Source organism: Pseudoalteromonas sp. MMG033 (genome assembly GCF_057197785.1).
The window spans coordinates 605,693-630,131 of the sequence record NZ_CM170070.1 but is presented as its reverse complement, the minus strand read 5'-3'; the positions used below and the strand labels follow the sequence as shown (position 1 = coordinate 630,131).

Genomic DNA, 24,439 nt, shown 5'->3' with positions numbered 1-24,439 from the left:
ATAAATGGAAATCGTTGCCATTGAAGAGTGTAATCGATCAATTTATTTAAATTTAGTGCAGGCTTATGAGGCCGAGTTTTCTAGGTTAACTGAAAAAAAGCCCTTAGCTGATGGGATGTTTGAATTAGATACTGATATAACGGATAGCAAAGTATCTGCTTTTATATGCTATGAATCAGGCATACCTGCGGGGTTTGCTGCAATTTATAGTGAGTTTTCTGAAAGTTATGAAGTTGCTGAGTTTTACATTGTGCCTGTATTTAGAAAAGCGAAGTTAGGCACTCAGTTTGCCCATGCATTGTGGCAGCGTTTACCGGGTAATTGGACAATTAAACAAATTACAGGAGCGGGCTATGCCACCGAGTTCTGGCGCAGTGCAATCACCATGTTACCGGGTTTGGATTTAACTGAAGACAAGTATGAAGATGAATACTGGGGAGAAGTTACCAGACAACGCTTTAAATGCTAGCTAGCGCAAGTTTTCTGGGAGTAAAAATACGGTGCCAGCATAGTTATGTGGCACCATAGTTTTTTAGTGTTTAAACAACACCGCGAGGAAGACGACAATCGTGGTCTTTCTCAGCAAGCTCGACAATCCAAGCTTCTTCTGCTTTGTAGCCTTCTTCATTTGCAGTAACAACTGTAAAGGCCGTAGCTTTTGTCTTTGCAGCTGGCGCAGGGGCAGCTTTTTTCGCAGCAGGTTTTTTAACTGGCTTTTCTTCACTTGCACCAGCTGTGCCTGAAGTTAGCTCTTCGGTTAGTGCAGCGACATCAGCTAGGCGCATATTTTTGCCACCATCAATGCTGTACCAGCCTGGTTTGATCGTGATTTCTGGCTTTTTGCCATTCACAGCTTCATAAGCAGCTTCAAACGCGCTTAGAACTTCAGTCTTATCAAGTTTACTCATCGTAGATTCCAGTCGTGTTGTACGTGGATACGCAGGTTAAGAATAAACGCCATTTATACCTATTTTTGAGCAATTTTTCAATTTTTTGCGTTTTTAAGCGCTGATTCAAGTTTCATTAGGTCTAACTTTATGCAATTTTTGCTTTTTTATTACATATTAAGCTACAGCGCTTCACTGTCTAGCATGCGCCTTAAAGTGATCCACTGTTGTCCTATCCACTCATAAGTATAGGTTGTTATTGCCTGTAATACATAACTCGATGCAATAAACTGGCGGTAAAAAGGTGTTGTTCCAAACCCATATATTTCGACAGGTGAGGAATGTGTGTCTATGCCTTGTGCTGAGAATAGATCTTGTGCTCTTGGCATGTGGCTGGCTGAAGTGACTAGGACAACAGTGCTGTCTACAAGCATGGGGGCCAATAGTTTTGCTTCATCGGCGGTGTCATAGGCATTGGGGTTTTGGCGAATACGGTGCGAATTGATACCTAATGTTTGCGCTGTTTTTGCCATTAATTCACTGCTGGTGGTGTTGTTAAATCCAGCACCTGAAACAACTAATTTCGCTTGCGGGTATTGGTGTGCAAGCTTCACCCCTTCGACTAATCGCGCTAATGCGGTACTAGATAGCTGTTGATTTGCAGCGAGCTTAGTATTTGGATGAAGTCCACCCCCCAGTACAACAATGGCATCCACTTTTTTATGTTGCTGTGACGAAAACAGAGAGATTGACTGTTCTTTTGGCGTTATTATGAGATCAGCAACATATGGTGTACTTATCAACCACAGTGTGACGACCGTGCTTAAACACAGTACAAAGCTCTTTTTATTCGTTTTAGATATGATTAACAGTAAGAAGAAGATAAAGATCAGCGAAGCAGGTAGCGGCATGAGCAGGCTACCGATGATTTTTTTAAGTTCAAACATAATTAGCTCTAACTATCCCAGTTAGAGCTAGTTTAACCTGTCTACCAGTTATCGGCTAATAGATTGCTTGCACGTATTTAAAAAGTGTCGATAAACAGGGTTATCTTTCATACTCTTTTTCATTGCAAGATACATAGGACGACTTAAGCCTAGCGCACCCAATGGGATTGATTTAATCAGTCCTTGACTTTCATAAGGGGTTACGAGCCAATCTGGTAATGCTGCCACACCCATACCAGCACTAACAAGTTGAAAAATTAATAGGCCTTGATCAACTGACTTAAGCGTGCCATCAAAACGCGCATTTTGTATGAAGTGCTTGAAAATATCCTGACGTTCTTTAGGGATCGGATAAGAAATAATTGTTTCATCTTTAAGATCTAGTGCGGTGACATACGCTTTTTTTGCTAGTTCATGATCCGGTGCTACAATGAGTTTGAGTTTAAAGTCAAAAACGTGAGCATATTCAAGTTGATCAGGTTCTCTAATATCCGACGTCAGAACAATATCTAATTCATCATTGAGCAGCTCAGGTATCGCGTCATAGCTAAACCCTTGCTCGTAATCGACTCGAATGTCGGGCCAAAAGTTATTGAACTCTTTAATTGTTGGTAATAACCAGTGAAAGCAAGCGTGGCATTCAACACTGAGCTTTAATTGAGAGATAGGTTGGTTCAAACTCTCTTTCAATCGACACTTTGTCGCTTCTACTTTAGGTAATACCTCACTGGCAAGTTCAAGTAGCAGCATGCCTTGTGGTGTAAACCTGACTGGTTGGGTTTTTCTTTCAAATAACTGGCAATCTAACTTATTTTCTAGGTCTTTAATTTGATGAGACAAAGCAGACTGAGTTAAAAATAACTCACGTGCAGTGTTCACCAGTGATCCAGTATCTTTCAGGGTAGCAATGGTTTTTAAGTGCTTAATGTCTATCATCATTAATAAATCTCATTCTAAACGTGAGTAAAACTCAGATTACATCCATATTACGCTGTACTATCCGGGTATTCAACGTCTAGACGTCTACAATTCCATCAGCGATTGTTCAAAATTTCACTAAATCACTATAACACTATTTTTGACAGCGTTGTCATTATTTATTTAACTTTTTTTAAAAAAAATACAAATTAATTTTGCTCATGTTGTATTTGAGAATCTATCAGTTGAGAAAATTCGACTTTAGCTCTGTGAGTTTAGATTTCCAGATGTCTAATCAGGGGAGTTCGTCATGTTCATTATTCATAATTTAGGTTTTGCCCACATTGGTAAAAGCATGAATTGAAATTTGCCTCGAAATATCTCAGTGAGCTTTATTGGCTCAGGATACAAAGTTCGACGACAAAACTGGACCGTGCAATCTGAGCAAGGCGTCGAGCTCTTCCTTCTGAGCGGTGGTGGGTTAACTCTGATCGTGGATTAAAGATGCGCGGTTTGGCGCAAACATATGCAGCCCTTTAAAAAAATGGTTCAAGCGGCAAAAGAGTGATGATCAGAATTAAGATAATCACTGTGATGAGAACAAGCAACTGAAGCTGCTTGTTCTATTTTTTATCTTTATTTATCAATATTTTGGGGCTGTTGAGCTTGTAGAAAAGCCATGGCTTTATCACTAGGCATGGGTTTTGATACTAAATAGCCTTGTCCTAATTGACAGCCTTTTCGCTTTAGTCTTGCCCATTGCTTTGGTGTTTCGATGCCCTCAGCAACGACTTGCAATTGCAGTGATTTGGCCAGTGATAAAATAGCATCAATAAGTGGGCTATCTTTTGTGCAAAGCTGCTCCACGAAGCTCTTATCAATTTTTAGTACATGGATAGGTAACTGGTGCAGATAACCCAATGCAGAATATCCAGTGCCAAAGTCATCCAAATAAAGCTGGACTCCCAATGGGGTGATCCCGTTAATTATCTTTGTTGCCAGACTGAGGTTTTCAATTAAACCAGATTCAGTGATCTCTAAGCATAAGCTGCCTTTTTTTAAATCATACTGCGCATACAGTTGTTCAATCAGTGAAGTAAACTCTAAGCTTGCGAAGTGTCGAGAGGAGACATTGACGGTAATTTTTACCTCCGGCATGCCTTGCTCTCTCCACGATGATAGCTGCTTGGCTGCAAGGGTCAAAATATGTCGATCTAGCTCTATAATTTGGCCTGTACTTTCAGCGATAGGGATAAACTTATCCGGTGCCACTAATCCATTTTTTGGGTGGTGCCATCGAACAAGAGATTCAAAGCTGACGACACGAGGCTGATTGAGTGTAAAAATAGGCTGGAAAAAAAGCTCAAATTCATTGTTGGAGATCCCGTGTTGTAAATCATTTTCTATATCAGCTTGATGTTTTAATTTACTGCGCATGGCATTATTAAAGTAGCGGATCTGGCTGCGACCGGCAGATTTTGCTTCATACATGGCCGCATCAGCTTGCTGTAGCAATGTGATAGCGTTGTCTGAATCATGTTCGGTGAACGCGACGCCAACACTGCTTGATGCCTGCAAAACATGAGTATCGATTACAAATGGATTGGCTATCGCTTGTGTCAGGCGCTGTAAAGCTTTAGTCACCTGATCCTCATCCTGGATATTTTCCATGAAGATGGCAAATTCATCTCCCCCTAATCTCGCAAAGGTATCTGTCTTACGAATGCATGTTTGCAAAGCGTTGACAATGGCAATCAAAAAGCGGTCGCCAACATCATGACCGAGTGAGTCATTGATACTTTTAAATCTATCTAAGTCTAGATAAATAAGGCAGTGAATATTGGATTGAGATTGTCGTCCAAGTGACAATATGGCATGTTTCATCCTCTCTATTAACAAGTAACGGTTGGCAAGCCCTGTTAGTTCATCATGTAACGCTCTGTGCTCCAGGGCTTGTTTCGCTAACCGGCGATCAATCGCCATGCTGATCTGCCTGCTTATATAAGTCAAAATAGTGTAATGCTGGCGGTTAAAAGTCTCTTGCTGTTTATAGCTCTGCAATACGATCACACCTTGATATTGATCGTTAACCACAAAGGGCACCCCAAGCCAAGCCTCAGGGGAGCGGCCGATCATTTCAAAATGGCCTTGTTGAATATGGTCTTGAAACTGCTGGTGGTCGCAAAGCAATGCTGATTGTGTTCTTATCACATAGTAAGAAGCCGTGTGTTTAAGCTGAGATTTCGACACTTTTTGTTGGGCTAGGCATTTATTCCCATCTTCAATTAAGTATTCAATCTCAAGCATATCTTGTTTTGTATCATAAATGCCAATAAAGCAATTACTTGCAGGAAGAACCGTGTTTATGATTTTGTATAATTCATCATAAAATGTATCTAGCTCTTGAGAGTGGTACGTAATATTGGCAATTTTTAAAATACATTTCTCAATGAGTTGTGCTTCATTAAGTTGAGACACAGTTTCAGTTAAATGATCAACAGTTCGCACTTGATGTATTTTGGCGCTTAATAAATGGGCTACGGTAGATAAAATTTGTAAATGGCTGGAAGTAAAATAGTCTTGCTCAGGATGTTCACAGTCTATTACACCTATTAGGTGCTCTTTGTAAACTAATGGGACACATAACTCAGATAAAGCAGGGCGTGAATCCGCAATATACATAGGCTCAATAGAGAGATCACCAGATATGAAAGGCTTTTTAGTTCGGGCGACGTGACCCGTAATGCCAGCTTCAATTGGCATAGTTTTCTGTGCCACTTCATAGCGTTCACTGTGCTGGGCAATGCCCATACTGGCTACGGCCTCTAAATAGGTATTGTCTGTATCTGTGAGATAAATCACACAGTCGACGAAGCCTAGTCGTTTAACCACCTGTGACGTAACGTATTCAAAGAGTTCTTCTAAATGCGTAATTTGTAATAAAGAGGATGAAAACTGATTGATAATGCTCAACTGTTCTGTTTTTGATTCTAGTTTTTGTTCTGACAGCATAGGCAATACTCGTTTGGACATAAGTCGTACGTTATCTACATAACAATGTAATCTCAAATTATGTTGTAAAAAAGTAGATGTGGCACTGTAAAAAAAAAAGCACAATTTGTCTATCATTTGGGGACTATTACGTTTGCATTAAAAATATATACATCTAAATGGTTTGTTGCTATTCAGGCGGTTGTTGCTGGGAAGTGTTAACAGAGAGCGAGGTTTATTTCTGCACTAACAAAATGCGTGAATTGCTTTACTAAAGACATGACAGCGCCTATGATCGGGCAAATTCAGCAGTGGAAATTAGCAATGACAAGTAATCAGACCCTTACCATTACTCGCCCAGACGATTGGCACGTACATTTAAGAGACGGTGAAGTACTTAAAGATACCGTCCGCGATATTAGCCGATATATGAGGCGCGCGATTATCATGCCTAATCTTGTACCTCCTGCGACTTGTACAGACGCTGCGCTCGCATACAGAGACCGTATCATGGCTGCAGGTCCTAAAGCAGGTTTTGAGCCTCTAATGGTTTTGTATTTGACTGACAAAACAACGCCTGATGAGATTCGAAAAGCAAAAGCAAGCGGCCACATTTTTGCTGCAAAACTTTACCCTGCGGGCGCAACAACTAACTCTGATTCAGGTGTAACGGATATTGAAAATGTTTTTCCTGCACTCGAAGCAATGCAAGAAGTGGGCATGTTGCTTTTGATCCATGGGGAAGTTACAGACTCAGCAATTGATATTTTTGATAGGGAAAAAGTATTTATTGAAACCAAATTGGCAAAAATTGTTGATGCGTTTCCGAGTTTAAAAATTGTACTTGAACATATTACGACTAAAGATGCTGTTGAGTTTGTGCAATCTGCACCAGACAATGTAGCGGCGACGATTACGGCACATCACCTTTTATATAATCGTAATCACATGCTTGCTGGTGGAATTAGACCACATTATTACTGTCTACCAATTTTGAAGAGAAATATTCATCAACAGGCATTAATTGATGCAGCAACAAGTGGTAGCAAAAAGTTTTTCTTAGGTACTGACTCTGCACCTCATGCTAAAGATAAAAAAGAAGCTGCGTGTGGGTGTGCTGGCGCATATACTGCGCATGCTGCGATTGAATTATATGCTGAAGCATTTGAAGAAGCAGGTGCTTTGGATAAGTTAGAAGGTTTTGCTAGTTTATTTGGGCCTGACTTTTATGGGTTAGAACGCAATAAAGATACCATTACTTTGGAGAAAAGCCCTTGGCAAGTGCCAGAGTCATACCCACTTGGAGATACCAATGTTGTGCCAATTAAGGCCGGTGGAACGATAGATTGGCAAGTCGTGGAATAACGAATAGTTAATTACTTAAAAGACTTTTAGAGGCTGCAATTGCAGCCTTTTTTTATTGTTAAAGTTAAGTCGCTCTTCATATTAGTGTTCGAAAGCGCTGAGAGAAGTGATTTATGTGCGTAAATAAAATACATAGGTAGATTTATTGCCTTCGAATATTTCCCAACGCGTTATTCATTTCGGTCGATAAAAGGTGGATATTAGGTTGCGAGCTATTGCTCGCATTTGAACATTTAGTGCTGTTTTTATAAGCCGGCTGTCAACAGAGATAGCACCTAAAATGACGCTACGTCCAATCACATCCGTTCATTTTTTATATCAAATGGCTGCGTATCTGATTCTTTGACCTGAAAAAGTATTAAAAAGTGGTCTGATAACTTATGAAGTTTAAGACTTATCTGGTTAAGAAAGTTGAAATTTTTATTAGGGCAATACCAGTTTTTACCTTGGTTAATTTAAATTAATTCTTTTTAAACATGTACTTATTTCTTTGTAGTGTTCATCTAAATGAAAAAAATTAATGCTGATATTGCACGAAGTTAAAATGTACCTTTTTTAAATAAAACATAATCTTATTAAATAACTGCTATTAATTTGAAATTATATAAATATAATATACTCTCAGTATTAGAGCTTTTTAATACTTCAATGAAAATTGTAATCAACACTTTATGAGAGAAATCTAATGCGTGAAATAAAATCTTTTATTAAAAATGCTAGCTTCAGTGATCTAACTAAAGCACATGAACTTCTTCAAGAAGCAATTGCTCAACAACAAGAGCAGGCGCAAGCGAAAGAGGAAGTACTAGCTTTACTAAAAGAAAAGGGATTAACGCTAGATGACTTAGTTGGTTCTGGTGCTATGGACAAGCGCAGCAAAGTCAGTCCGAAATATCGAATCGAAATCGATGGTAAAGTACATGAGTGGACCGGACGCGGTAAAACACCTAAAGCGTTCGCAAACGTAAATTTAGATGATTATAAGATATAATTATAAAATATTTTAAATCAATTTCTAAATTGAAAAGGACTATTCCTATAAGTTGGTGAGGCAGTAAATAAGCCTCACCTGCTTTCAATCTCGAAACGCTACATTTGTTATCAATCTCGTCTTTTCCTTACTCGGTTAAAGTTTTTTTTATCTTTATTTTAAATTTTATTTTTATTTTTTACTTATAAGTAATTACCTATAATAATTACAAATATATTTAATGTACCTATTATGGGTCATTATAAAAGTTAACCTTTTAGTGAGTATATATCGTTGTTTTGTTATGTCATGGCTGCCTTAATGAAATTGGTGATATACTTTTAGCTATGATGACAGGTGACTAGAGGTGCGTTATTTACACGCTTAGGCCCTACCAAAAAGAAGCAGTAGAAAATACCATTATTCACTTTAGGAAAAGCAATAAACCTGCAGTGATAGTGTTGCCTACTGGAGCTGGTAAAAGTCTTGTTATTGCAGAGCTTGCCAGAGTCGCGAAACGCAAAATTTTAGTACTAACTCATGTGAAAGAGCTGGTTGAGCAGAACGCGCAAAAATATGAGAGTTATGGATTAAAGGCAAGTATATTTTCAGCAGGCCTAAATAAAAAAGAGCTTGATCAACAGGTCACCTTTGCATCAGTTCAGTCTTTAGCTCGAAATTTAGAGCAGCTAAATACATTTTATTCACTGGTAATCATTGATGAATGCCATCGTGTCAGTGGTGAAGAAGACAGCCAGTATATGCAGGTAATTAAACGTTTAAAAGCGTTTAATGAAAACCTTAAATTATTGGGTTTAACAGCGACCCCTTACCGGCTCGGTTTAGGTTGGATCTACCACGAACATTATCATGGCTTCGTGCGTGGAGATAAAGAGAGTCCCTTCAATAAGTGTATATATGAATTACCATTGCGTTATATGATCAGCAATGAATATCTGACCCCTCCTAAAAAAGTGGATCCAGCCGTAGAAAACTATGACTTCTCTGCTTTGAAACCAGATAGTTTTGGACGTTTTAGTGAAAGCGATATGAACAGTTTACTGAGCTCTCATACTCGCGCGACCAAAAGTATTATTGACCATGTAATAAGTGAATCCAACTCCCGTAAAGGCGTGATGATATTTGCTGCAACGGTATTACATGCAAAGGAAATTGTACGTTATTTGCCCTTTAATGAAACTGAGTTGGTCATAGGTGACACAGATAATAAACAGCGTGATGACATTATTGGAAAGTTTAAGAATAAAGAAATTAAGTTTTTGGTAAATGTGTCAGTGCTGACAACTGGGTTTGATGCCCCTCATGTCGATTTTATTGCCATATTAAGACCCACAGAGTCCGTGAGTTTATATCAACAAATTGTTGGTAGAGGCTTGCGTTTGGACACGGGGAAACAAGACTGCTTAGTGATCGATTATGCGGGTAATGACTTTGATCTTTTTCATCCTGAAGTTGGCACGGTGAAACCAAACCCTGATAGTGAGCCAGTTCAAGTGCTGTGTCCTGGTTGCGGTTTTGCCAATACGTTTTGGGGCAAACTGGATGAGCAAGGCAAAGTGGTAGAACACTTCGGTAGAAGGTGCCAAGGGATCTTAGAAAATGAAGCCGAAGGTGAGTCACTGCAGTGCGATTATCGATTTAGATTTAAGGAATGTGACCACTGTGGTGCCGAGAATGATATTGCAGCTAGGCAGTGCAATAGCTGTGGTGAAATCATGGCTGATCCGGATGATAAGTTACGTGATGCGTTGAATTTAAAGAATGCCTTAGTTTTGCGTTGCAGTGGCATGACGGCTGAAGTTATTAAATCGAATGTGCTAAAAGTATCCTACTTTGACGAGGATGGTGCTGAGGCTAGCGAAGTTTATGACTTTTCGAACAAAGGCAGTAAATTTTATTTCCACAAAAATTTTGCAAAGCGGCTTAAATCCGGTGAGCAAGTTAATAATTGGAAAAGTGCACATGACGTGGATATTACTTTACTGACTGCACCTGATTTTGTAATTGCTAAACAGCATAAGAAATACGGCTGGCAAATAGTTGAAAAAATCTTCGATTACAAAGGCGGGTTTAGGGTTGCAGATAAAAGCTAAGAGGGCATAAAGAAGTCGCAGCACAGTGTTACTGCGACTTACTGTAGCGTTTATTCTTCTCCAGCCATTAAGCCCCAGCCATCGCCATATCCTTCGTGACTGTTTGCAATAGACTCTAGATATTGTTCCGTTTGGCTTAATAACTCGTGTGCTGGCACCATAGTGACTGTGGTTAATACTTCCCAAACACCAGTGTCAGGACATTTCCCCAATTGTGTTTTTGGTGCGAGCTCATCTTTGCCTATCGTCTCAATAAAGCGTTCCGCATTCTGCTTTTGCTCAAATAAGATGTAAAAATCAATATTTTGCATTTGCGACAGATCGACGCCTGCAGCGGCTATTTCAGATAACAGCTCACCATTGTCATCGTTAGGAAATTGCATATCATCACTCAATTAGTAAAATTACGTGTATTGTCCGTTATCCTAGGTGAAATAAAAAGCGTCAATGGCAAATTTTTGTCGAGAATCTAGGGTGGCTTGTGGTAGTTTTAATCAACATGTGGTGCTGAGTGTGACCACAAAATATTGATTGATGAGTTAAAAGGGTTTGTGTGCCACGTCTTATTGTTTTTTTTATCGCTTTATTTGCCTATATCCCACCTCCTGTTGCGGCTGCACAAGTGCTTATCAAGACCATTGAGGTGCATTCTGAGCGTGATTTTGCAGATGAGAATGTTGCACTTTATTTAGATAAATATCACGACACCGCGTTTTCACACCGACAAGAAAAGGCCATTCGAGCAGATATCCAATTGGCACTTCAAGCGGTCGGATATTATGAATATAACAGTGCTATTTCTTTTTCTGAGCAAGCCCAAACGTTAAGCGTTGATATTGTGCTCTCTACGGCATTTCGTTGGCAAAATATTGATGTTCAGATACTCGGTGTAGGCAGTAAAGACCCTGTCTTGTCGAAATTACTAAACGCCTTGCCCATTAAACGGGGTGAAGATATTCGTCATGACGCGTACAGTGCGACAAAAAGTAAAATTGAGAGCGCCTTATTGGAGCGGGGGTACTTTGATTTTACATGGCAGCAGAATGCTTTGGAGATCAATCGCACACAAAGATATGGTGCGGTAAAGTTAATCATTGATTCAGGTCCGAGATATCAATTTGGTGAATTACAGCTCTCAGGGTTTTCAAAGGCGGCGTATTTTATTTCGGAACTGTCACCATTTGAGCAAGGTGATCACTATGATGCAAAACAATTGAGTGAGTTGAGTATTTCGTTAAATGAGACTCCTTATTTTGCGAATGTGACTGTTTATCCCTTATTAAAAGAGCGTAACGCAGGGCAAGTTCCAATTAGAGTCGATGTGACAGACAAGCCAGCGAATAGTTTTGAAGTAGGTGGTGGGTATAGTACGGAGCTTGGGGCGAAGTTTCGCTTTAAGTGGAAAAGGCCTTGGGTTAATCAAATGGGCCATTCGTTTGAAACGGACCTGAATGTATCAGAGCGAAAGCAAGATGTGACCAGCGCTTATACAATCCCTGCAGGTGACCCAAATGATGATTTGTGGCGCGTGCTCGGTGGCTATCAATTACAAGATGACTTAACAGAAGGTGTAAAGGTGACTGCGTGGAATGTGCAGCTCCAACGTCAATGGGTGTTAGATAGCGGCTGGGTGAGAACTGCATTTTTGAAACGAGAGCATGAGAAAAGTGAGCAAACAGGCCTTATCTTGGATACTGAAATGCTCCTTCCAGGGGTGAGTTATGCGAGAAAAATGAGTAAGGGAGGCATGACACCTTACTGGGGCAATGAGCAGTTAATCACTATTGAGGCTGCGCATGAAGATGTGATCTCATCTACGTCATTGACTAAAATCCATTGGAAGCAGGCTTGGCTGAGAACATACAAAGCGCGTCATTTGTTTCTTCTTAGAGCCGAGTTAGGTGCTGTGGTTGCAAAAGACTTTGATAAAACACCACTGAATCTGCGCTTTTTCGCGGGGGGCGATCAGAGCATACGTGGCTTTGCGTTTCAATCTATCTCGCCCAAGGGTGAACAAGGTGAGCTTTTGGGAGCCAAGTATCTAGTGACTGCAAGCACAGAATATAATTATGAATTTTTGCCAAATTGGCGAGCTGCCATTTTTATTGATGGCGGAACGGCAACCATTGATTTTGAGGAGAAGTGGTCTGTGGGAGCTGGGTTTGGTTTTCGTTATATCACACCATTTGGTCCGATCCGTGTTGACCATGCATGGGGACTGAGCAAGCCAAGTCGTAGTACTCGACTCAGTGTTGTTATAGGGCCAGAAATATAATGCCGTACGCTAAAATCTTTGCTCTGTTGAAACGTCGATGGGTTGTCGTTTTACTCAGTTTGTTTGTCATGATTATTTTGTTAGCAAAAACCCATGTCGGTAACCGAGTCGTGGTGTCATTTGCTAGCAGTTGGGTGTCTGAATTAAATGTGTCGCTTAAATCAGGCCGCTTACTCTCTGGTGGCATTGTTGATTTCACCTATAAAACCTCAGATGTCTCAGTGTCAGCAAGAGATTTTCGTTTATCGCTTGATTGGTTTGATTGTGCCACCTTGTGCCTCAAAATAGCCGGTTCTGATATTAAGGTGATAGCGGCTGACTCAACCTCTACAAGCAAAGTGCAAAACTCAAAAGACCCAATATCTGAGCCTAAAGCCATTAAAGAGTACATCGCCTTACCCGTCTCAATCGGTATACAGTCGTTTAATTTGGAGCATGTAGAGCTAAAGCTTGCGGGTATGTCTATGAGGGTGAATGGTCTTGAATTAGAGGCGCATGCTCAGGATGAGAGGTTAAACTTCCCTTATTTGACTGTCGAACAAGTTAGCATAATTAATACAGAGGCGGCGAAAGCTGAACCATTTAGTGTGCCTGCACACATAGCGCCGCTCGTCATACCCTCGATATTTGTGCCATTGCACATTGAGGTTGATAAGGCACAGCTGTCAAGGCTTACCATCCAATCAACGGAACAAGTACCTGTAGAAGTACAGGATATCGACTTTTCACTGACACTTTCCCATCAGCAGGCTCGCATTGAGCAGTTTCGCTTTACTCATGACCAATTTTTTTCCTATGCGGATTTAAGCTTTGATTTAATATCGCACGTTATCGATGGTGCGATTGGAGTTAGTACTAAAGAGGTCGCCGCAGTGCTTGCACTCAAAGGCAGCGTGAATGATTTGGTGCTACATGGCGAAGTGTCTGGGCTGTTCAATGCTGAATTAAATATACAGACGTCCCTAACAACTACGAATTGGCCTTTTCAATTAAATGCAGAGGTATCAGATGTAGCATTGCCAAAAATTGGTGAGCTCTCCAAGCTAAAAGTATTCAGTCGTGGAGACTTGAATAATTACCGTGCTGAAATAGCGGGTTCGCTTAATGGATATAGATTAGAGCAATTATCTGATGATGTGCGGTTTGATATAGCAATCTTGGGCAGTTTGTCACAGCTAAAAATCGATAAAAGTCGTATTTCTGTTGCTGATGCGTTCTCTGAGTTATCAAGTCAAATATCATGGCAAAACGGCATAGTGGCCAGCGCAAAAGGTAAGTTATTTGAGCTGCCTCTGCCTGGGCTCGGTATTGAGGAAGCTGCCAAGTTGAGTGGTCATTACGAGTTGCAATTCACATCTGTTGAAGATAGTTGGCAGGTTTATGTAGACTCACTTGATTTACAGGGAATAGTTGCTGATCTGCCGCTTACGCTCTCATTTAGCGGACAGCTTAATGAGCAATACTTAGGGCAATTAGAACGGGCTAAAGTGCAATATGGGGAAAGTATACTCAGGGCTTCTGGGAGCATAGGGGAGCAATTAGATTTAGCTGTTTTCGCAGATATTAAACATAACGCAAACCGATTATTACCACTCGATGCCGTTTTGAAAAGTGATATTACACTAACAGGGAAGCTCGAGGCGCCGGTGGTGGCACTCAATACAGCAATCACAGAAGTTGTTTCTGATGAATTCTCGTTACAAGAGGGCACAGTCAAGGTGCAGCTAGATGCAACAAACAATTATCAGGGCAGAGCTGAGTTAGATGTCGCTGATTTTAGTTTCTCTCACTTCGAGCATGCTCAAGTGCAGTTTTTAGTTGCTGGAAATCGCGCAGCGCATGAAGGCGTCATTACCGTTAATAGCCCACAACTTTCTCTGTCGGCAAATCTATCAGGAGGAGTTGATGACCAGACTTGGCGAGGAACAGTTGACCAGAGTACATTTGAGGTGGATAACTTGTATGGCAGGTTAACCAAGCCCATTATTTTGGCAGCGAGTCCGTCACAGATTAATGTCGCACATCACTGCTGGCTGTTACACGAAGGAAAAGCATGTGCTAAAGCGGATGTATCACAAACGCAGAGTGTTGCTAATTTTGAACTAGAAAATATCCCGCTAGCCACATTGGGGCCAAAGGTGAGTAACCAGGTAGCGCTTGGAGGGGAACTCAATGGCTATGGCAAAGTTGCAGTGCGACAAGGTGAGGTTGATAAAGTTGATAGCAAACTATGGATAAATGAAGGGCAAGTTACGTTAAATCCTGAAGGCCAATCAACTCAAGATGAGCCTCTACATAGTCACACCCTAGCAATTGAGGAATTAGAGGTAGTCGTTCAAGGAAGCAAGCAAGCGCTAGAAGCACAGTGGCATATTGAATTTAATAAGTTAGGGCTATTTAAAGGTGTGCTGTCTTTTTCGGACATATATAACAGCAAACAGGTCTCTGGGCAGGTTCAAATTGATGGCATACAGCTTGATGAGCTAACGGCGTATGCTCGCGCTTATGCATGGCCAGATATGACGTTAAATGGAGATGTTAATGGCACGGTGAACTTTTCTGGTGATTTAAAACAGCCCAACTTATTAGGCAAAATACAGGCCCAGCACGTGCGCATTGAGTCTAGCTATTTACCGATACAATTGACCAATTTAGATCTTGTAGCCGATTTTGATGAGCATCAAGTGAACTTAGCAGGTAAAGTGCAAACACCACAGTCAGGAAATGCGCATCTGAATGGGCAGGTAGATTGGCAGGATGATGTGCTGATTGAGGGGAGAATAAAAGGCGAGCAATTATTTTTACGCCCTATGTCGGGCGTACAACTTGCGATTTCTCCAGATTTGACAATGAGGTACGATGATAAGTTGCTAGACTTACAAGGTGTGGTAGAGGTTCCGTTTGCCCGAGTACAGCTGGACACATTACCTGAAGACGCAATTTTAGTGACTGATGATCAAGTATTTATTGATGACATTGCCGTGCAAGATCAAACGCCATATATAGACTATCAAGCAGATATAGATATAAAGCTACTTGATGATGTACGAGTTATTGCGCTTGGTTTAGATGCCTACGTTACTGGTGCTTTAGATATTGAGCGTCAGGTAGGTAATGCGCTCTTGATGGGCGGAGAAGTATCCTTGTTAGAGGGCAAATACACTGCATTTGGGCAAGACCTAGTGATTGAAACCGGTCAGCTTGGTTTTAATGGTCCACCTGACATGCCGTATTTAAATATTCGTGCCATTCGCAACCCTGACACAACCGCTGATAATGTCATTGCTGGTGTTGCTGCGACAGGCAGCGTAGCATCTCCTCAGCTAACTATTTTTGCAGAGCCTGCAATGGATCAGGCTAGAGCGCTAGAGTACTTGTTAAATGGTGCGCCATTTAGTGAGGGAGATAGCGGTAATAATACGCTCTTAGCACAGCTGTTACTTGCAAAAGGGATTGATAAAAGTAAAGGACTGTTTACAAAAGCTGGAAAAAAGTTAGGATTAAGAGATATAAATTTAGCAGCAAAAGGAAGTGGTGACGATACACAGGTGGAGCTTTCGGGTTACATTACACCGAGTGTGCAAGTGAGTTATCGAGTAGGCGTATTTGCCTCTTTAAGTGAAATTGCAGTACGTTATCGAGTATTTTCAAAGCTTTACCTAGAGGCGACGAGTGGCCTTTACGATAGCATTGACCTGTTGTACAAGTTTAATTGGGGTGATTAATGCGCTATTTGAGCTATTTGCTCGTTGCATTGTTTTGTTGCGCAACTTATGCAACAGACACGAAGTATGTAAGGGTTACAGCAGGTGCGCACCCTTACGTTTTAGAATTAATTGAACTTGCTTTATCTTATCAAAAAGAGCCTTACAAACTTGAGTATGTGAAAAACATTCCGACTCAAAGCCGAGCTATTAGGCTATTGGGGAAGGAAAATGGCATTGATATTTTCTGGTCTGTAACCAGTTTCGAGCGCGAAAATATGGCTCGGGCAATCCGCTTTCCAATTGTGAGGGGGTTACTTGGCTATCGTATTTTACTTATCAATGCGTCGCATCAAGCACGCTTTTCAAAATTGAATCACATTTCTCAAGTTCAGTCATTTCACTATGGACTTAGGCATGATTGGCCAGATCATGATATTTTTGTCGATAACAAGTTGTCGGTAAATGCCTTTCATACCTTGTCAGGTGCACTTAACATGCTGAGATCAAATCGTTTTGATGCTATTCCCATCAGTGTTTTGGAGTTACCAGATGTTTTAAAGAGCTATCAAGCCTATGCTGAACAAGATCTGTTATTTTACTATCCGTCAGCAGTGTATTTGTTTGTGGATAAGGAAAACAGTCAGCTTCACAGCATACTGCAAAGTGGTTTGAATCAGGCTTTGTTGGATGGCAATTTTGAAAAATTGTTTAGTCATCACTTTGCGCAGTTGATCACTGACCTTTCTCTTGAAAAACGCACGATCATTGAATTGAAAAATCGTCGTCTACCGCCCAGTGCACCCCTTGATAATTCTCAGTTATGGTATAAAAAATAAAATGATAAAAGCGACTTCTCTCCTTTTTATTTCTGTGGGTATGCTCTCAGGGTGTATGCAGCAGGCGGACGAGCCGACTCCTGTGGTCCGTGCGCCGTCCGAAATTATTAATACAGCGCCAAGTACTGCATGGCAAACGGTTAACAATGACAATGTTATCCGTATCGAACTGGAAACCGGTTATGTATACGTGGAGCTCAATACGCAGTTAGCACCGCATCATTCAAAAAATATCAAAGCGCTAGCACGAGAAGGGTTTTATGATGGTCTCAGTGTATATCGCTTTGTTGAGGGGTTTGTTGCACAGGGAGGAGACTCAACTGATAGTAAAATACCGACTAATGGTCAGAAGCGTCTAAACGCTGAGTTGTCGCATAAAACAGATCGTAAGTTGGAGATTATGGCGTTGGATGGCTCCGATGGATATGCGATCCGCACCGGCTTTTTGAACGGCTTTGCTGTGGGTCAAAATCACGGCGGTACAAAAACATGGATGACACACTGTACGGGCACATTTGCCATGGCAAGAGGAAATGACATTAATAGCGGTGGTACTGAGTTTTATATTACGCTTTCACCACAGCGTTATCTAGATAGAAATATTACCGTGTTTGGTCGTGTCTTAGAGGGCATGGAGCATGTGCAGCAGCTTCAGCGTACACCTGAAGAAGGCAAGCCTTATAATCCAATTATCGGAGTTCACGTCCTCAGTGATATTGCACAGCAAGACTCCAGCCTTTTTGAATATTTGAATACCGATTCTTCGTCTTTTGAGGAGCTGGTGGCAGCGAGAACGAACAGACCTGAATCGTGGTTTAAGTTTACGCCAAATTACGTTGATGTGTGTGCAATTGCGGTGCCAACGAGAAGAAAAAGTTAACGATGTAAAAAGTGCCGCAAAGCGGCACTTTTATTATTGTCTATTAACGCGTACGTTAAATCCTGTGGTATTTTGCTCACTGGAACGATACGGGTTGATATCCAAGCCACCGCGGCGCGTATAACGCGCATACACTTCCAGTTTGCTTGGTTTTAATGCGCGTTGTATGTCGCAATAGATACGTTCAACGCATTGCTCATGAAATTCATTGTGATCGCGGAACGAGATAAGGTATTTAAGCAAAGATGCTCTACAGATCTGCTGGCCTTCATAGCGGATCACAATACTTGCCCAATCTGGTTGAGAAGTGATTAAGCAATTTGACTTAAGCAAGTGACTGTAGAGTGTTTCAGACACTTGAGCATTGTCTGTGTGCGTTAATATGCCTTCTTCAGGACTGTATGTGTCAATGTCCACATCTAACTCATCAATGCACTCGCCTGGCAGTGGAGTAAACGGGATGCAGTCATATTCATCTGGGCCAAATAGAGTTACTTTTACATCGCAGTTTGCAGCTTGCGAAAGGTCATCTGTAAGATGTTTGTGCACGTCATCAATGGACTCGAATCGCGTTTGATTAAAGCTATTTAAATATAGTTTAAAAGACTTAGATTCGATGATATGAGAGCTTTGACATGGAAAGACAAAAGTTGCTACAGCGACTTGTGGTTTACCTTTATTGTTGAGCCAAGAAAGCTCGTATCCAGTCCAAGTATCCTCGCCTTTAAATGGCAATGCTTGCTCATCGACCGCAATTTGGTCACGGTTAAGTTTACGTGCAATCGGGTGCAATAATGATGCATCGTATGCAGATGCATACTCTGTGGTTTTACCAAGCACTGAGGCTTTCAGTTCAGGTGCGTTGTTGTAATCTGTCATGTTTCACTAATAGTGGTTACAATGGCCGGAATTATAGCGAATTAAAACGAGAATGGCAGTATGGCTTCATTGACAACTTTGATGGAAACACTTCATCAGCGATATGCAGCGGCAATTGAGCAGCGAGATGGACATTTACCCAAGATCCCCCATGATCCTGATTACCCAAGTAAATGCGAGGTAGGTGGGGCAGATGATGCAGGTAACATTCAATGGCAAGCGGTGACAAGGGATCAGCAGCAGGGGCTTGAAGATCTTGCAAAGGCGCTTGAGGTAACCTTTCCACCAGCATTACATGCCTTTTATGGTGCGGTCTTTGCGGGCAATATTCAGGCACAATTTGATGGTAACGATATTGAGTTGCTTCAGGTTTGGAATGAAGATGATTTTGTGAATTTACAACAGAACATCACCGGTCATGTATTGATGAAGCGACGCTTAAAGCAAGATGATACTGTCTTTATCGGTTTGACAGACAGAGATGATCTGCTGATCTCGGTGAAGCTGAATAGTGGTGAGGTGTGTTTAGAGTATGTAGGTAAGCCAACACATCATGTATTGGCTAAAGATATTGAGTCGTTTTTAGCTAATTTGAACTTTGATCACTGAAAATCCCAAGATATATTTGAGACCAATTGACAGCTGTCACATTTAAAATCAAATAACCCAAACCAAGGTTCATCTAATGCCCAATCGCCATCACAATTTGGGCATTTTCTTTGCTTTTCTGCTGCAAGACTCTCCCCACCGACACGATATAGGTAGTAGTACACAGGTTTTTGCGTGAGGTAACGAATACGCTTTGATAAGTCGAGCCCTCTGCGGGATAAATCGCTAGATAAGCTGGTAATTTCCTCTAATGCTGCAAACTCGCAGCGGGTTGCACCATTGATCTGGATCTGATCGCAAGCCTGCCAATCTTCTTGCCATTTTATGAGCGCTTTGTAATCGCCATTGGCTATGGCCGGAATGTTGTAAAGGGGCACTGGTTGAAAATCATCACCACAATAAAGCGGGCTGCATGTATGTACATAGGTAGTATAAAGGATATAGCACGAAGGCGCTTGGCATTGATCTGCACCATTTGCATGAATATCCTGCCCAATCACTTTCACTTTTGGCGCCAATAAACCTGCTTGTTGTAGTTGTTCAACTGCGTGTTTTACAAAAGGACTGTGATGAAGTGGGTGAAGCGAGTCTTCAAGTGGACACATGACACGTGTGATAAAAAAGCCGTCTTTGAGTACTGTCGGAAATTCATCTCCAATGATTTGACCATTGAAGCGCAGCGCATTGACGAGGCGATTGATAGCTTGCTCTGCTTTTTCTAGCGTGGTGTCTTGATAGCAATCAAAAGTTAAATCGACAACGAACATGTTATTGCTTCTCTTCTAACAGTGCTAAAAGCTTATCTAACTTAGCTTCAATTCTGTCTAATTGACTTTGTGGTTCAGCAGGAGCTGGTTGGCTTTTTTGTGCAACATGTGTAATTGCTTCGGGGTTGTTTTTGTAACTGGCCAACGCGGCGATAATAACAGGCATAGGGAGTGGCTCAGTCAGTTTGGCTTTAACTGTTGCCACGCTTGGAGTTTTACCTTCAGCAAGCAATGTGCTGATGGCTTGTTGAGCTGCTGGGTGCATATTAAACGACCGAAAAATAAAGTCTAGTTTATCACTTTTATACAATGAGCCCAACGACCTGTCGATTTAACGCAGCAGGGCATCGAGTGTATCTATCACTTCACTCCAGTCTGCATCAGCGTTTAACGACTCTTCGATAAAATGTTTTTGCCCTTGATTCCAAAATGGCGCATCAACAATTAAGACATTACTTGGTAGTTTATTATTATCTATAAATTGCGAAATATGCTCGTCACTATTATCCAGACCAAGCTGCGCGAATAACGCATTTAACGAATGATAGCTATTATCCATGTAACCCCCATTGAACAAGAAAATCTCTACAACTATAGTAAAGATGCTGATGTTTTTTTCAGCAAATAAAAACAATGCCCAGACGAATTTTGTTTTTACTTAACAGCATGTGTGAATAAACAAGGGAAGATTATGTCTAATACAGAAGAGCAAACACAGACCCCTCCAATTGCAGTCAAATTTATTGAACCTGAAGACATTCATGTCGCTGCAAGTTTATTATTTCAAGCTTATCGAGATGATCCATTACTTGTGCACATTCTTAATGAACCAAACCAAAGTAAATACGATGCAAAATTGAGGGCATTGGTTAGGCAGGAGCTGACACGCTTTGGAAAATCAGGGCAGCCTATTCTGGGGATATATATTGATGAAAACTTGGTTGCAGTGGCATGTGCTTTTGCTTCTCACTGTGAAATTGATAAAAGCTTTGGTTGGCACTGGCGGTTTACGTTAATGATGGGGGCAGGTGTATTACAGACTCAACAAATCATAGAAAAGGAGCGCGCCATCAAAGCCCAGTTACGGGATTTAGGGGAGTACTACTTTTTATCGTTTATCGCTGTGGATCCACATTATCAGGGGTTGGGATATGGACATTATTTATTGAGTGCGCTGGACTCATTAGTCAGTGAAAATGACTTTATGTCAGGGATGGCGGTATTTGTCACACAAGGGAATCAAGTCAACTTTTTTGAAGCGCATGACTATCAATTGGTCAAAGAAATTACGTTTAAATCCGTGTCCGGTGATTTGCTCTTTAAACCACGAACTGACGATTTGGAAAAAGCACTGTGAGACTTTTCCTACATGGTTGTGCGCATTCATAGTTACTATCACTGGTTTATAGCCCTGATTTTTATTTAAGCGCATGTTTTAAATGCATTTTTGTTTTTGTTGCAAAGATTTTTAAGATATTTAATTGAGAATATCTCCTATTTATTGGCGCTGATTCGCTTAAACTTATTCGTGTTGAAGGATAAAAGGATACGGCAGCAAAAATTGCTACTAGGAAGGTATCGGATTTTTACACGGGAAGTTCGGAGCGCTTAAGGAACTAAGTGAAGAGGAGCCAAGAGGCTAGGACGTAGCACAGGAAGTGCAGACATAGGATATGTCATAAAGGATAGGAGCGCCGAGGAATTAGGCGAAGAGGAGCCAAGGTGGCATAGGATAGCGCACAGGACGTGCAGACATAGGAAATGTCATAAAGGATAGGAGCGCCGAGGATTAGGCGAAGAGGAGCCAAGGTGGCATAGGATAGCGCACAGGACGTGCAGACATAGGAAATGTCATGAAGGATAGGAGCGCCGAGGATTAGGCGAAGGGGAGCCAAGGTGGCATAGGATAGCGCACAGGGCGTGCAGACATAGGAAATGTCATGAAGGATAGGAGCGCCGAGGATTAGGCGAAGGGGAGCCAAGGTGGCATAGGATAGCGCACAGGACGTGCAGACATAGGAAATGTCATAAAGGATAGGAGCGCCGAGGATTAGGCGAAGAGGAGCCAAGGTGGCATAGGATAGCGCATAGGACGTGCAGACATAGGATATGTCAAAAACGGATAGGACAGCCTAAGGAAAAGGTATTTGAGGACATTTCAGTACTAATACATAGGATGTACGGGCATAGGAAGTGCCAAGGGACTAGTTTGGAGCGCTTAAGGATAATGCGTAAGTGGAACGAGTGTAGGATACACGTTGGATGAAGGCATGGATGAAGATCGGGTGTGATTGGATGTATACCCGTTCAGGGGATGATGAAAGTTGGCGGCTTGCTTGTATGTTGTAGGCAGAGGTAGCGGATACCTCAAGGGATATCGTCGGATTGGGGCGTGACAAACAGGGTTGCGCCTTAGTTTCTTTTCTGTTTTCTATTCTTAATTAAATCACCTTCTTAAGTTATTTTTTCTTTAATCACTTAATCTATGATTCTATGTGGTGGCACATCAATTTTGACCAATGTTTGATTTTCTAAATAAAGAGTCGCTTTGTATGCGTTATCCCTGTCTGAGCTAAACTCAAACAGGAATTCACTTTTGATACCTAACTGGCCATTTTTCAACACACCTAAGCGGCGTTTTTGACAGGCAACACTGAGCAGTTGCACATTGAGCTTTTCACTCTGCTGCGTCGCGTGCTCACGTGCTGCTTCAGCGATTTTCCTGCTGAACCAAAAAAAGCTACATGATGAAAAAATCAGTATAAATATCCAAAGTGTGATCATTTATGAAAAAAGCCTTCCAATTGCCCGTGATAGGGTTTCGCTGCGATTTTGCGCTCTCAGTAAACCTAATACATGAGGACGAAGCATTGGAATTGCAACCAAGTCAGCAAAAATACTTTCAAATAGCCCTTCTATTTGACTATTTTGAGCTGCTTTATCCATGAATGTGTAAAGCCTATCTGGATCGGTCAAGGTTTCCCAGCCTCGCCCGGCAATGGTCAATAAAATATCGGCTTCTAGGCTTTGCTCTGATGCCAATAGCTGATCAACAGATTGTGCGATCAGTCCTAATCCATGACTGCCAGACATGGCTCTAAAGCTATTAATTGCGCCAGCTAAGTCATCCGTTGTTAGCTGTGTGTTTAATTGCGTTTGTAAAAACTCAGTAAGTTCTGTTGAGATACTGACATGTTCAAGCATGGCAGCAAGCGGGCTTTGTACTTGCGCTGGTAAAGTAGGCCACAATGCCATTAGGTTCGCTTGGTTTTGACCATGCGCTAAACGCAAGGCGTAGTCAGCGAGGCCTTGCAACGCGAGGCTTTGCCAATCAGTTTGTCCATGGGAAGTAAAATATTGCTCTACTATTTCATAGTACTTTGATGCTGGGCGTTTTAGTTCGCATTTCATTAACGCGTTGAATGCTGCTAACTTGTTGGCGTTAGGCGTATATACATACGGGTTATTGTCTAGCTTCCCTTGTGCGGCTTCGCCGGTCAGCTGCGTGCCAAGCGCTTCAATGATCATGGATGCAAAATGATCTCTGCTGGCAATGTTTAATTTACTTTGCTCATCAAGCGGAAATTTTAAGAACCAGACATAGGGATCTAATGTCGCTTGATTATCCCAAAACTGAATCGCCATTAGTGCATGACCGCCTAAAGGGTATGGATAAGGCACTTGCGTGTTTTCGATTTGATCAAATTGTTTTTTGTCTATTTTCGTGATGCGACGACCAATGTCATACACACGCCACTGCGTGCCAGCTGATGTTAAAAGTTCACCTAAAGTAGAAATATGTGTCGTCATTGTTTGCTCACGAAAAATTACAGTGGGTGCAAGTATAACGGTATTTGCAGTGGGGGGTAAGAGTCGCAAGCTACATAGGTCTCTAATAACTGCTTTGAAAATGTGCTTAATTGACACAAGTGGTATACTGCCACTTTGATAATAAATTAGAGGCGTGACAGTGAGCCAAGTGGTTTTACAGCATCTCGCTGTATTAGAAGTACAATTAAAACAATCTCAACTTTGGCAAGCTGAGCCAGTTGACGAGCAAGCTTTGGCGTCTGTGCAGCCATTTTGCTGTGATACGTTACGATTTGAGCAATGGCTGCAATTTGTATTTATCCCTAAAATAACGGTGATGATTGAAAGCGGTGTACCATTACCGACCAGCATTGCTATTGCGCCTATGTGTGATGTGGCATTTGCACAACATCCTGATCAGCAAGTTTTATTCAAGTGTTTAAGTGAGATAGATGCGCTCATTTCAAATGGGGCACAGTAATTT

22 protein-coding genes are annotated in these 24,439 nt (G+C 41.4%); 11 read left to right on the top strand and 11 right to left on the bottom strand.

Going from position 1 to position 24,439, the window contains the following annotated elements:
- Positions 1-4: 4 nt before the first annotated feature.
- The gene (locus tag AC2CZC_RS02910; RefSeq protein WP_484583769.1) at positions 5-469 is read left to right on the top strand and encodes a GNAT family N-acetyltransferase; all 465 of its coding nucleotides are present in this window, start codon (positions 5-7) and stop codon (positions 467-469) included.
- A 70-nt stretch (positions 470-539) separates the two neighbouring features.
- Here the strand turns inward: AC2CZC_RS02910 and AC2CZC_RS02905 are convergent, their stop codons facing one another.
- The 4 genes from AC2CZC_RS02905 to AC2CZC_RS02890 form a co-directional block, all read right to left on the bottom strand.
- Positions 540-908, bottom strand: a complete 369-nt coding sequence (locus AC2CZC_RS02905; protein ID WP_484583768.1) for a hypothetical protein — start codon at positions 906-908, stop codon at positions 540-542.
- A gap of 161 nt (positions 909-1,069) precedes the next feature.
- Positions 1,070-1,834 (bottom strand): YdcF family protein, encoded by a 765-nt coding sequence (locus tag AC2CZC_RS02900; protein WP_484583767.1) that lies wholly within the window; start codon positions 1,832-1,834, stop codon positions 1,070-1,072.
- Between the two features lie 48 nt (positions 1,835-1,882).
- The gene (locus AC2CZC_RS02895; RefSeq protein ID WP_039608832.1) at positions 1,883-2,770 is read right to left on the bottom strand and encodes a LysR substrate-binding domain-containing protein; all 888 of its coding nucleotides are present in this window, start codon (positions 2,768-2,770) and stop codon (positions 1,883-1,885) included.
- 618 nt (positions 2,771-3,388) lie between these two features.
- A complete protein-coding gene (locus AC2CZC_RS02890) occupies positions 3,389-5,764 on the bottom strand; it encodes a bifunctional diguanylate cyclase/phosphodiesterase (RefSeq protein WP_484584836.1) in 2,376 nt (791 codons plus the stop codon).
- Between the two features lie 303 nt (positions 5,765-6,067).
- On the opposite strand from AC2CZC_RS02890, the gene pyrC reads away from it, so the two are divergent.
- The 3 genes from pyrC (at position 6,068) to radD (ending at position 10,192) form a co-directional block, all read left to right on the top strand.
- Complete coding sequence (gene pyrC, locus AC2CZC_RS02885) at positions 6,068-7,108, top strand: dihydroorotase (RefSeq protein ID WP_484583766.1); 1,041 nt, start codon at positions 6,068-6,070, stop codon at positions 7,106-7,108.
- Positions 7,109-7,793: 685 nt separating this feature from the next.
- Positions 7,794-8,099, top strand: a complete 306-nt coding sequence (locus tag AC2CZC_RS02880) for an H-NS histone family protein (RefSeq protein ID WP_237138848.1) — start codon at positions 7,794-7,796, stop codon at positions 8,097-8,099.
- A 353-nt stretch (positions 8,100-8,452) separates the two neighbouring features.
- On the top strand, positions 8,453-10,192 hold the full coding sequence (gene radD, locus AC2CZC_RS02875) for a DNA repair helicase RadD (RefSeq protein ID WP_484584835.1): 1,740 nt from the start codon (positions 8,453-8,455) through the stop codon (positions 10,190-10,192).
- Positions 10,193-10,242: 50 nt separating this feature from the next.
- Here the strand turns inward: radD and AC2CZC_RS02870 are convergent, their stop codons facing one another.
- The gene (locus tag AC2CZC_RS02870) at positions 10,243-10,575 is read right to left on the bottom strand and encodes a ribonuclease E inhibitor RraB (protein ID WP_063362265.1); all 333 of its coding nucleotides are present in this window, start codon (positions 10,573-10,575) and stop codon (positions 10,243-10,245) included.
- 170 nt (positions 10,576-10,745) lie between these two features.
- On the opposite strand from AC2CZC_RS02870, the gene AC2CZC_RS02865 reads away from it, so the two are divergent.
- From AC2CZC_RS02865 to AC2CZC_RS02850, 4 genes are read left to right on the top strand one after another with little or no spacing between them, the layout of a single operon-like run.
- Positions 10,746-12,467: an autotransporter assembly complex protein TamA gene (locus AC2CZC_RS02865; protein ID WP_484583765.1), complete on the top strand. Its 1,722-nt coding sequence runs from the start codon at positions 10,746-10,748 to the stop codon at positions 12,465-12,467.
- On the top strand, positions 12,467-16,192 hold the full coding sequence (locus AC2CZC_RS02860; protein WP_484583764.1) for a translocation/assembly module TamB domain-containing protein: 3,726 nt from the start codon (positions 12,467-12,469) through the stop codon (positions 16,190-16,192). Before AC2CZC_RS02865 ends, AC2CZC_RS02860 begins: the two co-directional genes overlap by 1 nt.
- Positions 16,192-17,010, top strand: a complete 819-nt coding sequence (locus tag AC2CZC_RS02855) for a type 2 periplasmic-binding domain-containing protein (RefSeq protein ID WP_484583763.1) — start codon at positions 16,192-16,194, stop codon at positions 17,008-17,010. The genes AC2CZC_RS02860 and AC2CZC_RS02855 overlap by 1 nt, the downstream gene beginning before the upstream one ends.
- Before the next feature lie 4 nt (positions 17,011-17,014).
- Positions 17,015-17,890 carry a peptidylprolyl isomerase gene (locus tag AC2CZC_RS02850; protein ID WP_484584834.1) on the top strand — a complete coding sequence of 292 codons (876 nt, stop codon included), beginning with the start codon at positions 17,015-17,017 and terminating at the stop codon, positions 17,888-17,890.
- A gap of 33 nt (positions 17,891-17,923) precedes the next feature.
- Here the strand turns inward: AC2CZC_RS02850 and queF are convergent, their stop codons facing one another.
- Complete coding sequence (gene queF, locus AC2CZC_RS02845) at positions 17,924-18,769, bottom strand: NADPH-dependent 7-cyano-7-deazaguanine reductase QueF (RefSeq protein WP_484583762.1); 846 nt, start codon at positions 18,767-18,769, stop codon at positions 17,924-17,926.
- A 60-nt stretch (positions 18,770-18,829) separates the two neighbouring features.
- Here queF and syd point away from each other — a divergent pair, with 60 nt between their 5' ends.
- A complete protein-coding gene (syd, locus tag AC2CZC_RS02840) occupies positions 18,830-19,378 on the top strand; it encodes a SecY-interacting protein (protein WP_484583761.1) in 549 nt (182 codons plus the stop codon).
- Here syd and AC2CZC_RS02835 read toward each other — a convergent pair.
- The 3 genes from AC2CZC_RS02835 to AC2CZC_RS02825 all read right to left on the bottom strand — a co-directional run bounded on the left by AC2CZC_RS02835 (position 19,372) and on the right by AC2CZC_RS02825 (position 20,704).
- Positions 19,372-20,145 (bottom strand): Zn-ribbon-containing protein, encoded by a 774-nt coding sequence (locus AC2CZC_RS02835; protein ID WP_237138855.1) that lies wholly within the window; start codon positions 20,143-20,145, stop codon positions 19,372-19,374. The genes syd and AC2CZC_RS02835 overlap by 7 nt on opposite strands.
- A gap of 1 nt (position 20,146) precedes the next feature.
- Positions 20,147-20,410 carry a hypothetical protein gene (locus AC2CZC_RS02830; protein ID WP_484583760.1) on the bottom strand — a complete coding sequence of 88 codons (264 nt, stop codon included), beginning with the start codon at positions 20,408-20,410 and terminating at the stop codon, positions 20,147-20,149.
- A 66-nt stretch (positions 20,411-20,476) separates the two neighbouring features.
- Entirely contained in the window at positions 20,477-20,704 is a 228-nt protein-coding gene (locus tag AC2CZC_RS02825) for a DUF2789 domain-containing protein (RefSeq protein ID WP_063362274.1), read from the bottom strand.
- 132 nt (positions 20,705-20,836) lie between these two features.
- On the opposite strand from AC2CZC_RS02825, the gene AC2CZC_RS02820 reads away from it, so the two are divergent.
- Positions 20,837-21,502 carry a GNAT family N-acetyltransferase gene (locus tag AC2CZC_RS02820; protein WP_484583759.1) on the top strand — a complete coding sequence of 222 codons (666 nt, stop codon included), beginning with the start codon at positions 20,837-20,839 and terminating at the stop codon, positions 21,500-21,502.
- A 1,121-nt stretch (positions 21,503-22,623) separates the two neighbouring features.
- Here the strand turns inward: AC2CZC_RS02820 and AC2CZC_RS02815 are convergent.
- Both AC2CZC_RS02815 and AC2CZC_RS02810 read right to left on the bottom strand, forming a co-directional pair.
- The gene (locus AC2CZC_RS02815; RefSeq protein WP_284020331.1) at positions 22,624-22,929 is read right to left on the bottom strand and encodes a DUF3301 domain-containing protein; all 306 of its coding nucleotides are present in this window, start codon (positions 22,927-22,929) and stop codon (positions 22,624-22,626) included.
- Positions 22,930-23,955 (bottom strand): DUF3549 family protein, encoded by a 1,026-nt coding sequence (locus AC2CZC_RS02810; RefSeq protein WP_484583758.1) that lies wholly within the window; start codon positions 23,953-23,955, stop codon positions 22,930-22,932.
- A gap of 160 nt (positions 23,956-24,115) precedes the next feature.
- On the opposite strand from AC2CZC_RS02810, the gene AC2CZC_RS02805 reads away from it, so the two are divergent.
- Positions 24,116-24,436, top strand: a complete 321-nt coding sequence (locus AC2CZC_RS02805) for a YqcC family protein (RefSeq protein WP_484583757.1) — start codon at positions 24,116-24,118, stop codon at positions 24,434-24,436.
- The last annotated feature ends 3 nt before the right edge of the window (positions 24,437-24,439 follow it).

What these genes read in the sequence shown, in the direction of transcription:
- AC2CZC_RS02910 (WP_484583769.1), top strand. Translation starts at nt 5, where the DNA reads ATGGAAATCGTTGCCATTGAAGAGTGTAATCGATCAATTTATTTAAAT.
- AC2CZC_RS02905 (WP_484583768.1), bottom strand. Translation starts at nt 908, where the DNA reads ATGAGTAAACTTGATAAGACTGAAGTTCTAAGCGCGTTTGAAGCTGCT.
- AC2CZC_RS02900 (WP_484583767.1), bottom strand. Translation starts at nt 1,834, where the DNA reads ATGTTTGAACTTAAAAAAATCATCGGTAGCCTGCTCATGCCGCTACCT.
- AC2CZC_RS02895 (WP_039608832.1), bottom strand. Translation starts at nt 2,770, where the DNA reads ATGATAGACATTAAGCACTTAAAAACCATTGCTACCCTGAAAGATACT.
- AC2CZC_RS02890 (WP_484584836.1), bottom strand. Translation starts at nt 5,764, where the DNA reads ATGCTGTCAGAACAAAAACTAGAATCAAAAACAGAACAGTTGAGCATT.
- pyrC (WP_484583766.1), top strand. Translation starts at nt 6,068, where the DNA reads ATGACAAGTAATCAGACCCTTACCATTACTCGCCCAGACGATTGGCAC.
- AC2CZC_RS02880 (WP_237138848.1), top strand. Translation starts at nt 7,794, where the DNA reads ATGCGTGAAATAAAATCTTTTATTAAAAATGCTAGCTTCAGTGATCTA.
- AC2CZC_RS02870 (WP_063362265.1), bottom strand. Translation starts at nt 10,575, where the DNA reads ATGCAATTTCCTAACGATGACAATGGTGAGCTGTTATCTGAAATAGCC.
- AC2CZC_RS02860 (WP_484583764.1), top strand. Translation starts at nt 12,467, where the DNA reads ATGCCGTACGCTAAAATCTTTGCTCTGTTGAAACGTCGATGGGTTGTC.
- AC2CZC_RS02855 (WP_484583763.1), top strand. Translation starts at nt 16,192, where the DNA reads ATGCGCTATTTGAGCTATTTGCTCGTTGCATTGTTTTGTTGCGCAACT.
- queF (WP_484583762.1), bottom strand. Translation starts at nt 18,769, where the DNA reads ATGACAGATTACAACAACGCACCTGAACTGAAAGCCTCAGTGCTTGGT.
- syd (WP_484583761.1), top strand. Translation starts at nt 18,830, where the DNA reads ATGGCTTCATTGACAACTTTGATGGAAACACTTCATCAGCGATATGCA.
- AC2CZC_RS02835 (WP_237138855.1), bottom strand. Translation starts at nt 20,145, where the DNA reads ATGTTCGTTGTCGATTTAACTTTTGATTGCTATCAAGACACCACGCTA.
- AC2CZC_RS02830 (WP_484583760.1), bottom strand. Translation starts at nt 20,410, where the DNA reads ATGCACCCAGCAGCTCAACAAGCCATCAGCACATTGCTTGCTGAAGGT.
- AC2CZC_RS02825 (WP_063362274.1), bottom strand. Translation starts at nt 20,704, where the DNA reads ATGGATAATAGCTATCATTCGTTAAATGCGTTATTCGCGCAGCTTGGT.
- AC2CZC_RS02820 (WP_484583759.1), top strand. Translation starts at nt 20,837, where the DNA reads ATGTCTAATACAGAAGAGCAAACACAGACCCCTCCAATTGCAGTCAAA.
- AC2CZC_RS02815 (WP_284020331.1), bottom strand. Translation starts at nt 22,929, where the DNA reads ATGATCACACTTTGGATATTTATACTGATTTTTTCATCATGTAGCTTT.
- AC2CZC_RS02810 (WP_484583758.1), bottom strand. Translation starts at nt 23,955, where the DNA reads ATGACGACACATATTTCTACTTTAGGTGAACTTTTAACATCAGCTGGC.